Annotated in this window: 16 protein-coding genes; 12 read left to right on the forward strand and 4 right to left on the reverse strand. The window is 67.2% G+C overall.

Annotated elements, in window-relative coordinates:
* Positions 1–10: 10 nt before the first annotated feature.
* From motA to NX068_RS16725, 4 genes are all read right to left on the reverse strand, one after another.
* The gene (gene motA, locus NX068_RS16710; protein ID WP_263462392.1) at positions 11–865 is read right to left on the reverse strand and encodes a flagellar motor stator protein MotA; all 855 of its coding nucleotides are present in this window, start codon (positions 863–865) and stop codon (positions 11–13) included.
* 259 nt (positions 866–1,124) lie between these two features.
* Entirely contained in the window at positions 1,125–1,715 is a 591-nt protein-coding gene (gene flhC / locus NX068_RS16715) for a flagellar transcriptional regulator FlhC (protein WP_263462393.1), read from the reverse strand.
* Positions 1,716–1,724: 9 nt separating this feature from the next.
* Positions 1,725–2,042 carry a flagellar transcriptional regulator FlhD gene (flhD, locus tag NX068_RS16720; protein ID WP_263462394.1) on the reverse strand — a complete coding sequence of 106 codons (318 nt, stop codon included), beginning with the start codon at positions 2,040–2,042 and terminating at the stop codon, positions 1,725–1,727.
* 142 nt (positions 2,043–2,184) lie between these two features.
* The gene (locus NX068_RS16725) at positions 2,185–4,158 is read right to left on the reverse strand and encodes a sensor domain-containing diguanylate cyclase (RefSeq protein ID WP_263462395.1); all 1,974 of its coding nucleotides are present in this window, start codon (positions 4,156–4,158) and stop codon (positions 2,185–2,187) included.
* 163 nt (positions 4,159–4,321) lie between these two features.
* Between NX068_RS16725 and NX068_RS16730 the strand changes: the two genes are divergently transcribed.
* From NX068_RS16730 to NX068_RS16785, 12 genes are all read left to right on the forward strand, one after another.
* The gene (locus NX068_RS16730) at positions 4,322–4,864 is read left to right on the forward strand and encodes an NUDIX hydrolase (protein WP_263462396.1); all 543 of its coding nucleotides are present in this window, start codon (positions 4,322–4,324) and stop codon (positions 4,862–4,864) included.
* Positions 4,865–4,942: 78 nt separating this feature from the next.
* Positions 4,943–5,527, forward strand: a complete 585-nt coding sequence (gene rsxA / locus NX068_RS16735; RefSeq protein WP_263462397.1) for an electron transport complex subunit RsxA — start codon at positions 4,943–4,945, stop codon at positions 5,525–5,527.
* Positions 5,528–5,543: 16 nt separating this feature from the next.
* A complete protein-coding gene (gene rsxB / locus NX068_RS16740; RefSeq protein ID WP_263462398.1) occupies positions 5,544–6,095 on the forward strand; it encodes an electron transport complex subunit RsxB in 552 nt (183 codons plus the stop codon).
* Positions 6,092–7,867, forward strand: coding sequence for an electron transport complex subunit RsxC (gene rsxC / locus NX068_RS16745; protein ID WP_263462399.1), 1,776 nt, complete (start codon positions 6,092–6,094; stop codon positions 7,865–7,867). The genes rsxB and rsxC overlap by 4 nt, the downstream gene beginning before the upstream one ends.
* A 4-nt stretch (positions 7,868–7,871) precedes the next feature.
* A complete protein-coding gene (locus NX068_RS16750; RefSeq protein WP_263462400.1) occupies positions 7,872–8,876 on the forward strand; it encodes an RnfABCDGE type electron transport complex subunit D in 1,005 nt (334 codons plus the stop codon).
* Entirely contained in the window at positions 8,873–9,547 is a 675-nt protein-coding gene (gene rsxG / locus NX068_RS16755) for an electron transport complex subunit RsxG (protein WP_263462401.1), read from the forward strand. The genes NX068_RS16750 and rsxG overlap by 4 nt, the downstream gene beginning before the upstream one ends.
* Positions 9,544–10,245: an electron transport complex subunit E gene (locus tag NX068_RS16760; protein WP_263462402.1), complete on the forward strand. Its 702-nt coding sequence runs from the start codon at positions 9,544–9,546 to the stop codon at positions 10,243–10,245. Before rsxG ends, NX068_RS16760 begins: the two co-directional genes overlap by 4 nt.
* Positions 10,246–10,258: 13 nt before the next feature.
* Positions 10,259–10,891: an endonuclease III gene (gene nth, locus NX068_RS16765; protein WP_263462403.1), complete on the forward strand. Its 633-nt coding sequence runs from the start codon at positions 10,259–10,261 to the stop codon at positions 10,889–10,891.
* A 90-nt stretch (positions 10,892–10,981) separates the two neighbouring features.
* On the forward strand, positions 10,982–11,413 hold the full coding sequence (locus NX068_RS16770) for a DUF1841 family protein (protein WP_263462404.1): 432 nt from the start codon (positions 10,982–10,984) through the stop codon (positions 11,411–11,413).
* A 109-nt stretch (positions 11,414–11,522) separates the two neighbouring features.
* Positions 11,523–11,876: a PepSY domain-containing protein gene (locus NX068_RS16775; RefSeq protein WP_263462405.1), complete on the forward strand. Its 354-nt coding sequence runs from the start codon at positions 11,523–11,525 to the stop codon at positions 11,874–11,876.
* 3 nt (positions 11,877–11,879) lie between these two features.
* Positions 11,880–12,539 carry a response regulator transcription factor gene (locus NX068_RS16780; RefSeq protein ID WP_263462406.1) on the forward strand — a complete coding sequence of 220 codons (660 nt, stop codon included), beginning with the start codon at positions 11,880–11,882 and terminating at the stop codon, positions 12,537–12,539.
* Positions 12,536–13,867 carry an ATP-binding protein gene (locus NX068_RS16785; protein WP_263462407.1) on the forward strand — a complete coding sequence of 444 codons (1,332 nt, stop codon included), beginning with the start codon at positions 12,536–12,538 and terminating at the stop codon, positions 13,865–13,867. Before NX068_RS16780 ends, NX068_RS16785 begins: the two co-directional genes overlap by 4 nt.
* Positions 13,868–13,950: the final 83 nt, after the last annotated feature.

A 13,950-nucleotide genomic window follows, 5' to 3' on the forward strand; every position in this document is an offset into this window, starting at 1 on the left:
TGCGCATCGCTCAACCCTTGCGGTTCTTGAGTTCCTGCTCGAGCTCGACGAAGCCGGGCCGATCGTTGGAATACAGCACCTTGCGGCCGAATTCGACCGCAATCTGCGGCGCATAGCCATTCATGCTGGCAAGCAGCACGACCTTGATGACCTGGTAGATCTTGCCGCTTTCCTCGACCTTCTGTTCGAGCTGGCCGGCGATCGGCGCGACGAAACCGTAGGACAGCAGAATGCCGAGGAAGGTACCGACCAGCGCGCCGCCGATCATCTTGCCCAGCACCGCCGGCGGCTGGCCCACCGAACCCATGACGTTCACCACCCCCATCACCGCGACGACGATGCCGAAGGCCGGCAGCGCATCGGCCACCTTGGACACGATGTGGGGCGCCTGGTGCGCCTCGGTATGGTGCGTTTCGATCTCCATGTCCATCAGGTTCTCGATCTCGAACGCATTCAGGTTGCCGCCCACCATCATGCGCAGGTAGTCGGTCAGGAACTCGATCGCGTGATGATCGGCGGTGACGCTCGGGTACTTGGAAAAGATCGGGCTGGACTCCGGATTCTCGATATCCCCTTCGATCGACATCAGGCCTTCCTTGCGGACCTTGGCGAGCAGTTCGTAGAGCAGCGCCAGCAGATCCACGTACATGGCCTTGTTGTACACCGAACCCTTGAATACCGACGGCAGCGCGCCGATCGTGGCCTTGATCGCCTTGCCGCCGTTGCTCGCGACGAAGCCGCCGATCATCAGGCCGACGATGGCGAGATACTCCATCGGCACCCACAGCGCGGCAAGGCTTCCATGCACCGCGTAGGTGCCGAGCGAGGCGGCCAGGATGATGACGTAGCCGATGATCAGGAACACAACTCACTCCAAGATGAAGACGCCGCGGCACAGCCTAACCGCAACGGAATCCAGAACCCGTGACTTTTATCGTCAGGCACCGGAAAAACTTGAATCGGGCGGCACCCGCCTGGCTGGACGGCACGAAAAACGGCCCTCACGCTCCCTCACTGCGTATGGTTGCTGCCCTCCGGGGAGACGCAGCAACGAAAAAGGGCTGCCCCGGCCTGCGGGCAGCCCTTCATTCCGTGCCGCCCTTACGGGTGGCGAATCCTCTGCTTCAGGCCGTCTCGGCCACGGCCCTGCTCGCCGGCTTGCGCTTGGCCACCGCCTTCGGCTTGGCCGTGCGCGTCCTGGTCGAGCCGGACTTGCCTGCGCGCGACGGCATGTTGCACAAGCCACATACGTAATCGTGCACCGGGTCGTGGGCATGGGCGACGAAGCTGCCGCCGCACGATTTGCACGAGGCCATCTGCAGCAGATCGGCATCGAAGAACCGGACCAGGGTCCAGGCACGCGTCAGGCTCAGTGCCGGTTCCAGCGTGCTGGCTTCGAGATGGTCGAGATAAAGATGGTAGGCCTTGATGATCGCATCGAGGCCGCTCAGCGCGGCGCGCTCCACGTAGAAGCGGTACAACCCCATGAACAGCGACGAATGCACGTTCGGCTGCCAGGTCATGAACCAGTCGGTCGAGAACGGCAGCATCCCTTTCGGCGGCGAGACGCCACGAACTTCCTTGTAGATGCGCAGCAGTTTCTCACGGCTCAGCCTGGTCTCGACTTCGAGCATCTGCATGCGCGCACCGAGCTGCACCATTTCCACCGCACGGCGGATGTCGTCCGCCTCGTCGAGCACGCTCTTGTTCTTCATGTCTGCTCCTCAGGCCGCACCTTGGGCGGCCTTGCCTGCGGCGATGATTGCGGCATGCAGGCCGGCACTCACCGCATCACGCCCCTCGCCCGCCATCAGTCGGGCAAGCTGGGCATCATCGAAGCGGAAGCACGGCACCAGCATCTGGCTTCCCGCCATTCTCACCAGCTTGGCCGAACTCATCGTCGCGATCAGTTCGGCCAGTTCGTCGCCGATGCCGAGCCGGAACATCGCCGTCGCCCGATCGCTGCGCAGCATCTGCTGTGCAAGCATCAGATAGGCGAGGTTCAGTTCACGAATTTCGGCCAGGAAGTCGGGTCGGTCCATAAATTTCCAATCCCTTTCGGGGACGAGCGGCGTCGAAGTTAGAGCAAATTATTCGTATCAGCAAGTTACAAAGTCACACTGACGCGTAATCGGATAGCATCGGCGTTGCCCGGAAGCAACAGCAGCGCCCACGGCCGGCAGTTCAGCCAGTTGGATGATCGGCGCGCTGCGGCGCCACGACGCAGTTGCGGCCGCGCGCCTTGGCAAGGAAAGCCCCACGATCGGCAAGCTTGATCAGCGCCTTCATCGCCGGCATCGATTCGTCGCGCGTCGCCACGCCGATGCTGACCGAAAGACGCAGCTGCGGACCGCCCGTTTCGATCTCCAGATTGGCCGCTGCCGCCCGCAGGCGTTCCGCGCAGGCAAGCGCCGCATTCAGATCGGCATCCGGGCAGATGACGAGAAACTCGTCTCCGCCCATGCGGCAGAGGACGTCCTGCGCACGCAGTTCCTCGCGCAGCACTTCCGACACCTGGCGCAAGGCGATGTCGCCGACGTCGTGCCCATGCGCGTCATTGATTTCCTTGAAACCGTCCAGGTCCGCGACCATCACCGTCAGGGGGCGGTGGTGGCGGGCGCATGCAGCCCACTCCATGTGCAGGCGATCGATGGCATACCGCCGGTTCGGCACGCCGGTCAGCACATCGGTCATCGCCGCCTCCTGCAGGCGCCGGTTCGAGATTGCCAGTTCGGCGGCGAAATGCCGAAGCTCCTCGCGCTCGTGTTCGAGCCGGAGCTGCAGCAGAATCATGCGACGCCCCGCCTGCATCCGCAGCGCCAACGCGCTCTGGCAGACCGGCCGCACGAGAAAATCGTCAGCCCCCGCTTCGGCGGCCTTCTTGAGGGCTTCTTCGTCCAGTTCGTCGAGCAGCACCAGCAGATACAGCGAAGCGCCGAAACGGGTGTCGCGCAAGGCCCGGATCCAGTCGGCCCAACGGCCTGCATGCCCCCAATCGACGACCATCAGTTGCGGCTGGATGTCGATCGCCCGCTCGATCCCCTGGTCGTAATCTTCCTCTTCGGTGATCAGGAAGGACTCCGGGTCCAGCGTCGAACGCATGCATGCACGCTCGTCGTCGTTGGCACCGATCACGAGCACGCGAACTGCTTCATCGTCCAGGAACTCGTCGCCCGCAGCGCCCGGGCGCTGGCCCGAACCGCCCCGGGAACGCCGGGCAGCTTCGGCAGTGGACGGTTCCTGCGTGGACAACAGTTGGGAAAACTCGGGCGCCTGCCTGGTCTCAAGCAGCAGCAACTTGCCCCATTCCCCCCATTCACGCCCGACGTTCTCGCACAATGCGATGAAATCGCCGTGCGATATCCCGAGCCGGCTCGCCAGCCGCAGCATCGGCGACATCAGGTTCGCATGCTCGGACTCGGGCGAGAGGCACAGCCGGGCGATTGCCCGCGCGAGCACCAGGCATTGCAGCAGGCCGGCTTCCCGGCCGGCTTCGGCGAAGCCGACCTGCTCCGGCGTTTCGTAGCACCGCATCGGCGCGACCATGACTTCCGGCAGCCCCCAGTCCGTCAGCATCGCGGCACCGAGTTCGCAATGCGTCATGGCGAAGGCCTTCTCCTCCAGCTCGAGCTGGTGCAGGGCCGGCGTCGCCGCGATTTCGCGCAGCACGCGGCCGAACTCCGCCGGATACAGTGTCGCCAGGGCCAGTTCACCGACGCGCGCAAGCAGGCCGAGACTGAAGGCCTCGTCCGCGGCAAGCACGCGCACGCGCAGCGCCAGCGCCTGCATCGACAGCGCCATCACCAGCGAAAAGGACCAGAAGTGCTCATAATTGAAAGCTTCGCAGGCACCCTTGCGATAGTTCGACAACAGGGAAAAGCCCAGCGCCATCGTCCGCACGGAAGGCAGGCCGAGCACCATCAGTGCATCCTGCACCGACACCACCGCGCGCTTGCCCGCGCTCAGCGAGGAGTTGGCCGCCTTGATCAGGCGTCCGACGAAAGCCGGGTCGCCCTTGATCGTCCGCGCCAGTTCGGCCGCCGACACGTTCGGAGACTGGGTGAGCCGAATGATCGCGATCGCCACGCCACGCGGCGACGGAAGATCGCCTGCCGCCTTGATCTGTTCGAAACGCTTCATATCAATCGGCTGCAGCATGGAATCCTCGAATCGTGTCCGGCTTCCGGTCCGGTTACGTAAAAAAATTCGACCAAGTTTGTAATTCTATGTCAAATGTTATCCCCGATTCGTGCGAAAAAGCACGCTAGAATCGACAACGAAAAGAACGCTCCCTGCCTCTGCTCCTGACTTCACCTTCTCCATGAACTTCTGCTCGAACTGCGGCGCCCCGGTCGAAATCCGCATCCCCGCCGGCGACAGCCATCTGCGCCACGTCTGTCCGCAGTGCGGCACGGTCCATTACCAGAACCCCAAACTGGTGGTCGGCGCGCTGGCAGAGTGGGAAGACCGGATCCTGCTCTGTCGCCGCGCGATCGAACCGCGCCACGGCTACTGGACGCTGCCCGCCGGCTTCATGGAAAACGAAGAGACGACCGTCGAGGCGGCCGCCCGCGAAACCGCCGAAGAGGCCTGCGCGCGCATCGCGGTGGGAGAACTGTATACGCTGATCGACGTGCCGCACATCAGCCAGGTCCATCTGATCTACCGCGCCCGCCTGCTCGATCTGGATTTCCGTGCCGGCGAGGAGTCGCTCGAGGTGGCACTGTTCCGCGAAGAAGACATCCCCTGGGACCGGATCGCCTTTCGCAGCATCGGCCTGACGCTGCGCCACTTCTTCGACGACCGCCGCCGCGGCCACTGGTCCTTCCACAGCGCCAGCCTGGCACCCCCGCCGGCCGTCTGAGCGCCCCGCCGGGCCCCGAGGCTTGAAGCACCTTCGCCCCACGGGCGATAATCGGCCGTTTATTCTCCCCGGCGGATCATGACCGGCTACATCTTCATCGTCATCGGCGCCGTCCTGGTCAACAACGTCGTCTTCGTCCGCATCCTCGGCCTGTGCCCCTTCATGGGCGTGTCGAAGAAGCTCGACACCGCGATCGGCATGGGCGCGGCGACGACTTTCGTGCTCACGCTCGGCTCGGGCTCGAGCTACCTGATCGACCACTACCTGCTGCAGCCCTTCGATCTCGGTTACCTGCGCACGCTGTCCTTCATCGTCGTCATCGCCGCCATCGTCCAGCTCACCGAACTGGTCATCCAGAAGACCAGCCCGCTGCTGCACCAGGTGCTCGGCATCTACCTGCCGCTGATCACCACCAACTGCGCGGTGCTCGGCGTGCCGCTGCTCAACGTCGGCATGAACCACGATCTGCTCGAATCGCTGCTGTTCGGCTTCGGCTCCTCGGTCGGCTTCACGCTGGCGCTGGTGCTGTTCGCCGGCATCCGCGAACGCCTCGACGGCGCCGACGTGCCGGTGCCGTTCAAGGGCACGGCGATCGCGATGATCACCGCCGGCCTGATGAGCCTGGCCTTCATGGGCTTCGCCGGCCTGGATCGCTTCCAGTGACGGAAAGGCACGATCGATGCTGACCGCCATTCTCGCCATGACAGCCCTCGCCCTCGTGCTCGGCGCCGCGCTCGGCTACGCCGCGGTGCGCTTCAAGGTCGAAGGCGACCCGCTGGTCGACAAGATCGACGCCGTGCTGCCGCAGACGCAGTGCGGCCAGTGCGGCTACCCCGGCTGCAAGCCCTACGCCCAGGCCATCGCCGGCGGCGAGGCCGACATCAACCAGTGCCCGCCGGGCGGCGAGGAAGGCATCCGCAAGCTGGCCGACCTGCTCGGTCGCGAATTCAAGCCGCTGTCCGAAGAGCACGGCGTCGAAAAACCCAAGGCCGTTGCCGTCATCGACGAGCAGACCTGCATCGGCTGTACGCTGTGCATCCAGGCCTGTCCGGTCGACGCCATCGTCGGCGCGGCCAAGCAGATGCACACCGTGGTCGCGCCGCTGTGCACCGGCTGCGAACTGTGCCTGCCGCCCTGTCCGGTCGACTGCATCAGCATGGAGCCGGTCGCCGAGACCGTCCAGAGCTGGAAATGGAAGTACCCGGTGATCGACATCAGGAAAGCCGCATGATCGCCCGCCTGTTCAAGTTCCACGGTGGCGTCGCTCCCGAAGGCCACAAGGACGAGTCCGCCGGCACGCCGATCCGCCGCGCGCCGCTGCCTTCGCGCCTGATCGTGCCGCTGCGCCAGAGCACGCGCACGACCGCGCGCTGCTGCGTCGAAGTCGGCCAGAAAGTGCTCAAGGGCCAGCGCATCGGCGAGTCGGAAGGCAGCTTCGGCACCGCGGTGCATGCGCCGACTTCCGGCACCGTGGTCGATTTCGGCCCCTACCCGATGGCCCACCCCTCGGGCCTGCCGACGCGCTGCGTCGTCATCGAGCCCGACGGCGAGGAACGCTGGATCGAACGCCAGCCTTTCGACATCGACAGCGCCGGCCGCGATGCGGCGCTGGCCTGGCTGCGCGACTGTGGCGTCGTCGGCCTCGGCGGCGCGGCCTTTCCCAGCCACATCAAGCTCGGCAGTGGAGGCGGCGTCGACACGCTGATCCTCAACGGCGGCGAATGCGAGCCCTGGATCACCTGCGACGACCGCCTGATGCGCGAGCGCGCCGCCGAAGTGCTGGCCGGCGCCCGCATCCTTTTCCGCCTGATCGGCGCGCGCGAACTGCTGATCGGCATCGAGGACAACAAGCCCGAAGCCATCGAGGCGATGCGCGCCGCCGCCCGCGAGGCCGGCGACGAAGTGCGCATCCTGCCGGTGCCCGCGCTCTACCCGATGGGCGGCGAGAAGCAGCTCATCCGCACCCTGACCGGCATCGAGATCCCCTACGGCCGCTTCGGTGCCGAATACGGCGTGCAGTGCTTCAACGTCGGCACCGCCTACGCCGCGCACCGTGCCATCGTGCACGGCGAGCCGCTGGTGGATCGCATCGTCACCCTCACCGGCAACGTCGCCCATGCCGGCAACTGGGAAGTATTGATCGGCACCCCGATCGACGAACTGCTGGCGCTCGCCGCACCCGCAGCCGACACCGACCGCTGGCTGATGGGCGGGCCGATGATGGGCTTCGCCCTGCCGCGGCTCGACGTGCCGGTGACCAAGGCCTGCAACTGCATCATCGCCGCCTCGCCGACGCTGATGCCGCCACCACCACCCGAGCAGCCCTGCATCCGCTGCGGCGAATGCGCCCGCGCCTGCCCGGCCGAACTGCAGCCTTTCGAGCTGTACTGGTTCAGCCGCGCGCGCAACTTCGACAAGGCGAAGGCCTACCACCTGTTCGACTGCATCGAATGCGGCTGCTGCGCCTACGTCTGCCCCTCGCACATTCCGCTGGTCGATTACTACCGCTTCGCCAAGAGCGAGATCGCCGCCGGCGAACGCGACAGGAACGCCGCCGACCAGGCCCGCGAACGCTTCGAGTTCCGCAACTTCCGCCAAGAGCGGGAGAAGGAAGAAAAAGCCGCCCGCTTGGCCGCCAAGGCCGCGGAAACCCGCACCCGCACTGCCAGCGAAACCGCTGCAGACACGCCTGCGGCCAGCGGAGCGTCAGCAACTGCCAGCATACAGCCCGGCGCCCCGGCGCCCGGTGTCCCGGCTGCCGACGATCCCGCGGCGAAGAAAAAAGCCCTGATCGCCGCCGCGCTCGCCCGCGCCCAGGCCCAGAAGGCCGCAGCAGCCCCCCGCAACACCGCAGACCTCAGCCCCACGACCCAGGCCGAGATCGCCGCCATCGAAGCCCGCCGCCAGCAGGCCGGCACCGAGGCCGGAACCCAAACCGGCAGCGGGGCTACGGTGGCAACGGCGGAACCCAGGGACGCCCGCGCCGAAGACGAGGCCCGCTGAGCCCATGATCCACGCCCCCTACATCCGCAAACCGGCCAGCGTCCAGCGTCTCATGGGTCTGGTGCTGCTGGCGCTGCTGCCCGGCATCGCCGCCTACGTCTACACCGTGGGCGCCGGCATCCTGGTCAATCTCGCCATCGCCACCGGCACCGCGCTCGCCGCCGAAGCGCTGGTGCTGGCCTTGCGCAAGCGCCCGGTGGCGATCGCCTTGAGCGACCTGTCGGCGGTGCTGACCGCCTGGCTGGTGGCGCTGTGCTTTCCGCCGATCACACCCTGGTGGCTGACGATGATCGGCGTACTGGTTGCGATCGTGATCGCCAAGCAGCTGTACGGCGGCCTCGGCCAGAACCCCTTCAACCCGGCGATGGTGGCCTACTGCACGGCGATCGTCGCCTATCCGGCGCTGATGTCGCAGTGGCCACCCGTTGGCGGAATGGATTTCGGCACCCAGCTCGGCCTGATCCTCGGCGGCGCGCGCGACATCGACGGCCTCACCGGCGCCACCGCGCTCGACGCCCTGCGCAGCGGCCTGCATGCCGGCGCCGGCCCGGTCGACGTGCTCAGGCAGGGGCCGGCCTTCGGCTTCCTCGGCGGCAGCGGCTGGGAATGGATCGCGCTCGGCTACGCCGTTGGTGGCCTCTTCCTGCTCGCCGCGCGGGTCATCACCTGGCACATGCCGGCCGCCTTCATCGCCACCCTGGCGCTGGTGTCCGGACTGTTCTGGCTGTTCGATGCGGCCCGTTTCGCCTCGCCGCTGTTCCATCTGGCCAGCGGCGGCGCGATGCTCGCCGCCTTCTTCATCGTCACCGATCCGGTGTCCGGCGCCACCACGCCGCGCGGCAAGCTGATCTTCGCCGCCGGCGTCGCCCTGATCGCCTGGATCATCCGCAACTTCGGCGCCTATCCCGAAGGCATCGCCTTCGGCGTGCTGCTGATGAACCTGTGCGTGCCGCTGATCGACATGAAGACCCAGCCGCGCGTCTTCGGCCACCGCGGGGAACGGCGATGAGCACGGCCAATGACGCCCTGCGCACCTCGCTGCGCACCGCCGCGATCATGCTGGCCTTCACCGTCGCCTTCACCGCGATGATGGCCTTCACCTACGACCGCACCCGGCCGGCGATCGAAGCTTCGGCGCAGGAAGCGCAGATGCGGCTGATCGACGAGGTGCTGCCGCCGGACAGCTACGACAACGCCCTGCTCGACGATTACGTGCACCTCGGCCCCACCCCCGCGCTCGGCCTCGACAAGGGCGGCAGGGTCTGGCGTGCGCGCAAGGCCGGCGAGCCGGTCGCGCTGATCGTCGAGGCAGTCGCCGCCGACGGCTACGCCGGCCGCATCTCGCTGGTGGTCGCGATCAACACCAACGGCCTGCTGTCGGGCGTGCGTGTCACCGAACACAAGGAAACCCCCGGCCTGGGCGACTACATCGACCCGAAGAAGGACCGCCGCAAGGACATGCCCTGGATCGGCCAGTTCGCCGTCACCACCTGGCAGGAAACCGATCCGGCAAACTGGTCGGTGCGCAAGGACGGCGGTACTTTCGGCTACCGCACCGGCGCCACGATCAGCGCCCGCGCGGTGGTCGGCGCCGTCGGCCGCGCCACTGCCTGGGCCACGGCCCGCCAGCACGACCTCTTCACCGCCCCCGCCGGCAGCACTTTCGGAGCGCAGCCATGAACATCCAGCAATTCCGCGAGCTCGCCCACAACGGCCTGTGGAAGCAGAACACCGGCCTCGCCCAGCTGCTCGGCCTCTGCCCCATCCTCGCCGTCAGCACCAGCATGGTGAATGCGGTCAGCCTCGGCCTGGCCACCATCCTGGTGATGGCGCTGGCCAACCTCGCCGTCTCGGCGCTGCGCAGCTACATCCCCTACGAGATCCGCATCCCGGTCTTCATCCTGATCATCGCCGCGCTGACGACGGTGGTGGATCTGAGCTTCAACGCCTATTTCCACGATCTCTACCTGGTGCTCGGCATCTTCATCCCGCTGATCGTCACCAACTGCATCGTGCTCGCGCGCGTCGAAGCCTACGCGGCCAAGAACGACCCGCTCACCTCCACCCTGGACGGTGTCATGATGGGCCTCGGCCTGGTCTGGGTGCTCGGCCTGCTCGGCGGCATCCGCGAACTGCTCGGCGCCGGCACGCTGTTCTCCGGCATCGAGATGATCGTCCCCTCGCTGTCGGCCTGGAACGTGTTCGGCGACGACTATCCCGGCTTCCTGGTGGCGATGCTGCCGCCCGGCGCCTTCATCACGCTGGGCTGCCTGATCGCCGCCTTCAATACGATCAACGCCAAGCTGGCCGAGCGTACGCGCCAACACCCGCCCACGGCGCCGGCCAGCACGGACGCCGAACCGGCCGGGGTGAACTGAAACCATGGCCCTGATGAAACGCGACGCGGTCCGCGAATTCTTCCGCCGCCTGCACGATGCCAACCCGAACCCGCAGACCGAGCTGGAATACGCTTCGCCCTATCAGTTGCTGGTGGCGGTGGTGCTGTCGGCCCAGGCCACCGACCGCAGCGTCAACATCGCCACCCGCAAGCTGTTCGCCGACGCACCAACGCCCGAGGCGATGGTGTCGCTCGGCGAAGCCGGCATTGCCGAGCACATCAAGACCATCGGCCTGTTCCGCAACAAGGCCAGGAACACCCTGGCGCTGTCACGCCTGCTGCTCGAACGCCACGGCGGCGAAGTGCCGGCCGACCGCGACGCGCTCGAAGCCCTGCCCGGCGTCGGCCGCAAGACCGCCAACGTCGTGCTCAACACCGTGTTCCGACAGCCGGTGATGGCGGTCGACACCCACATCTTCCGCCTCTCCAACCGCACTGGCCTGGCCCCCGGCAAGGACGTCGTGGAAGTGGAAAAGGCCCTGATGCGCCGCGTCCCCAAGGACTACCTGCTCGACGCCCACCACTGGCTGATCCTGCACGGGCGCTACGTCTGTACCGCGCGCAGCCCGAAATGCGGCCAGTGCATCGTGCGCGACCTGTGCCTGTTCCGCGACAAGACCGGCTGACGCCCCCACGGCACAAACGAACCGAAGCCGGCAAGCAGCATCGAATCCTGCAGCCCGCCCCCTTCCCCAAGAACACCTCCCGGAGCCCCCATGTTCAACCCCAGCCGCGACCAGGTCCGCAACTTCTTCATCGAAAGCTGGCGCAAGCACCAGGCGCGCGAGGTGCTGACGCCGATGGAAACCATCGCCGCCGACATCATCGGCCACCACCCGGAATACCACGCCATCGTCGAAGACCCGGACGCCATCGACCGCGACTTCACCCCCGAGGACGGCGGCATCAACCCCTTCCTGCATCTGTCGCTGCACCTGGCGATCGAGGAACAGCTCTCCATCGACCAGCCGCCCGGCATCCGCGCCGCCTTCGAGGCCGCCTGCGCGCGCCATGGCGACCGCCACGACGCCATGCACGATGCGCTCGAATGCCTCGGCGAAATGCTGTTCAACGCCCAGCGCAACGGCACCCCGCCCAACGGCACGGCCTACGTCGCCTGTCTGAAGAAAAAGGCCGGCATCGGCTGACGGCCCGCAGGCCATGAACAGGCATGGCGGCTTTCAGCCTGGCTTCAGCCAGGCCCTGCGACACTGTGTCCGTCCCATCCCCGGACAGCCAAACCGCAAGGAGCCCATCATGAACATCCACCAGATTCACACCGCCCGCCGCAGCGTCGCCGCGGCCATCGCCAGCCTCGCCGTCGCCACGCTGGCCGCCACCGGCCTGCAGCCCGCCACCGCCCACGCCTCGGACGAGCGCACACGCGCCAGCGAAGTCCGCCAGTTGCGCGAAAGCGGCAAGATCCTGCCGATGGAAGACATCCTCGCCCGCGGCCGCGCCGCCCAGCCCGGCCAGGTCGTGGAAGTCGAACTCGACCACGAACGCGGCAGCTACGTTTACGAGGTGAAGATCATCGACGACGCCGACCGGGTGCATAAGCTCGAAATCGACGCCGCCAGCGGCGAAATCCTGCGCCGCAAAACGAAATAAGCCATGCGCCTGCTCGTCGTCGAAGACGACCCCGATCTGGCCGGGCAGTTGCGCAGCCGCTTCGAGCACGAGGGCTACGCCGTCGATGTCGCCGGCAACGGCATCGACGGCGCCCACCTCGGCGCCACCGAAGCCTACGACGCCGCGGTGCTCGACCTCGGCCTGCCCGGCAAGCCGGGGCTGGACGTGCTGCGCGAATGGCGCGCGGCCGGCAGCCGACTGCCCGTGCTGATCCTCACCGCCCGAAACGGCTGGGCCGAGCGCGTCGAAGGCCTGCAGGCCGGCGCCGACGACTACTTGGGCAAGCCTTTTCACGTCGAGGAACTGCTGGCCCGGCTGCAGGCGCTGCTGCGCCGCAGCGCCCCGGCGCCCACGCTGGAGCTGCGCGCCGGCCGATGGCGGCTCGACGAAGCGCGCCAGTGCCTGTGCGGCGACGACGGCGGCGAGCAGACCCTGACCGCCACCGAATTCCGCCTGTTGCGCTACTTCATGCGGCATCCGGACGAAGTGCTGTCCAAGACCCAACTCTACGAGCATGTGTACGACCACGGCGCCGAGCACGACAGCAACGTCATCGAGGTCTACGTGCGCCGGCTGCGCAGCCTGCTCGGCAACGAGCGCATCGAGACCCGGCGCGGCCAGGGCTACCGCTTCCTGCCATGACGTCGCTGCTCAACCGTCTGTCGCTGGCAATGGCCCTGGTACTGGTCGCCGCCGGCCTGCTGCTCGCCTTCGCGCTGCAGGATTTCCCCCATCGCCTGGTCGAAGACTACGTGGTCTCGCGCCTGAAGAACGACGCCGGCCTGCTCTACGTCCACGTGCTCGATGCCGACGACCCCGAAACCGCCGCGGAGGGCTCGGCCGGCACGGCCTACCAGATCCCCCTGTCCGGCCACTACTTCATGATCCGCAAAGGCGACGGCCCCTGGCTGCGCTCGCGCTCGCTGTGGGACGAAGAGCTCGTCCTGCCGCCGCCCGACGCCAGCGGCGAAGCCGTGTTCCGCCTCGACGGCCCCGCACGGCAGAAGCTGCTGGTCTATGCCAAACACTTCCCGTCCGCCGACGGTGGCATCATGGTCATCGTCACCCAGCACATATCCTTGCTCGACGACGCCATCGCCAGCTTCGGCCAGCGCATGCTCGCCGGCCTGGGCATCGCCCTGCTGTTGTTGCTGATCCTGCAGCGCCGCCTGCTGCTGCGCGGCCTCGCCCCACTGCAGGACGCGGCCGCTGCCTGCCGCCGGATCGAGCGCGGCGAAGCCGCCGGCCTCGACCGGCAGGCCCCGCGCGAAGTCCAGCCGATGCTCGACGCCCTCAACCGCCTCGCCCAGCATCACGCCCAGCGCCTCGGCCGCATCCGCCACACCGTAGGCAACCTGTCGCACGCCCTCAAGACCCCGCTGGCCGTGCTGCAGCACCACGCCGACGAACTGCAGCGGCAAGGGGCCGAAACCTCGGCCCGGGCCATCCAGGCCCAGGTCGACACCATGCGCGACACCATCGAACGCGAACTGCGCCGCGCCCGGCTCGCCGGCGGCGGCCCCACCCGCGAAGGCTTCGACGCCCGCGCCCAGCTCCAGGCCCTGGCCCTGGCCCTGCGTCAGCTTCATGCCGAGCGCGCGCTAGACATCGTCCTCGACGTACCCGAGCGCCACTACCCGCTCGACCGCGAAGACATGCTGGAACTGTTCGGCAACCTGCTCGACAATGCCTGCAAATGGGCAGGCTCACGCGTCGTGCTGCGCCTCGCCGGTGAGGCCGAGGCCCCCGGCGCCCTGGCATGCACCATCGAGGACGACGGCCCCGGCGTACCGCCGGACATGATCCACAGCCTCGGCACCGCCGGCCTGCGCAGCGACGAGCGGCGCCCGGGCCACGGCATCGGCCTGGTCATCGTCGGCGACATCGTCGCACAATACGGCGGCACGATCGGCTACGCGCCCTCTCCGTCGCTGGGCGGCCTGCGCGTATCCCTGCGCCTGCCGCTGTAGCAGCCCGTTTCATTAAATGGAGCGGGCAGCCTGCGCAAGACAGCTTTCCGCTCGCCCGGTGATGCATGCGCTAGCATAAGCAA

It is taken from the genome of Thauera carbonicopians (genome assembly GCF_025699485.1).
Lineage (GTDB): Bacteria > Pseudomonadota > Gammaproteobacteria > Burkholderiales > Rhodocyclaceae > Thauera.

What these genes read in the sequence shown, in the direction of transcription:
- flhC (WP_263462393.1), bottom strand. Translation starts at nt 1,715, where the DNA reads ATGAAGAACAAGAGCGTGCTCGACGAGGCGGACGACATCCGCCGTGCG.
- flhD (WP_263462394.1), bottom strand. Translation starts at nt 2,042, where the DNA reads ATGGACCGACCCGACTTCCTGGCCGAAATTCGTGAACTGAACCTCGCC.
- NX068_RS16725 (WP_263462395.1), bottom strand. Translation starts at nt 4,158, where the DNA reads ATGCTGCAGCCGATTGATATGAAGCGTTTCGAACAGATCAAGGCGGCA.
- NX068_RS16730 (WP_263462396.1), top strand. Translation starts at nt 4,322, where the DNA reads ATGAACTTCTGCTCGAACTGCGGCGCCCCGGTCGAAATCCGCATCCCC.
- rsxA (WP_263462397.1), top strand. Translation starts at nt 4,943, where the DNA reads ATGACCGGCTACATCTTCATCGTCATCGGCGCCGTCCTGGTCAACAAC.
- rsxB (WP_263462398.1), top strand. Translation starts at nt 5,544, where the DNA reads ATGCTGACCGCCATTCTCGCCATGACAGCCCTCGCCCTCGTGCTCGGC.
- rsxC (WP_263462399.1), top strand. Translation starts at nt 6,092, where the DNA reads ATGATCGCCCGCCTGTTCAAGTTCCACGGTGGCGTCGCTCCCGAAGGC.
- NX068_RS16750 (WP_263462400.1), top strand. Translation starts at nt 7,872, where the DNA reads ATGATCCACGCCCCCTACATCCGCAAACCGGCCAGCGTCCAGCGTCTC.
- rsxG (WP_263462401.1), top strand. Translation starts at nt 8,873, where the DNA reads ATGAGCACGGCCAATGACGCCCTGCGCACCTCGCTGCGCACCGCCGCG.
- NX068_RS16760 (WP_263462402.1), top strand. Translation starts at nt 9,544, where the DNA reads ATGAACATCCAGCAATTCCGCGAGCTCGCCCACAACGGCCTGTGGAAG.
- nth (WP_263462403.1), top strand. Translation starts at nt 10,259, where the DNA reads ATGAAACGCGACGCGGTCCGCGAATTCTTCCGCCGCCTGCACGATGCC.
- NX068_RS16770 (WP_263462404.1), top strand. Translation starts at nt 10,982, where the DNA reads ATGTTCAACCCCAGCCGCGACCAGGTCCGCAACTTCTTCATCGAAAGC.
- NX068_RS16775 (WP_263462405.1), top strand. Translation starts at nt 11,523, where the DNA reads ATGAACATCCACCAGATTCACACCGCCCGCCGCAGCGTCGCCGCGGCC.
- NX068_RS16780 (WP_263462406.1), top strand. Translation starts at nt 11,880, where the DNA reads ATGCGCCTGCTCGTCGTCGAAGACGACCCCGATCTGGCCGGGCAGTTG.
- NX068_RS16785 (WP_263462407.1), top strand. Translation starts at nt 12,536, where the DNA reads ATGACGTCGCTGCTCAACCGTCTGTCGCTGGCAATGGCCCTGGTACTG.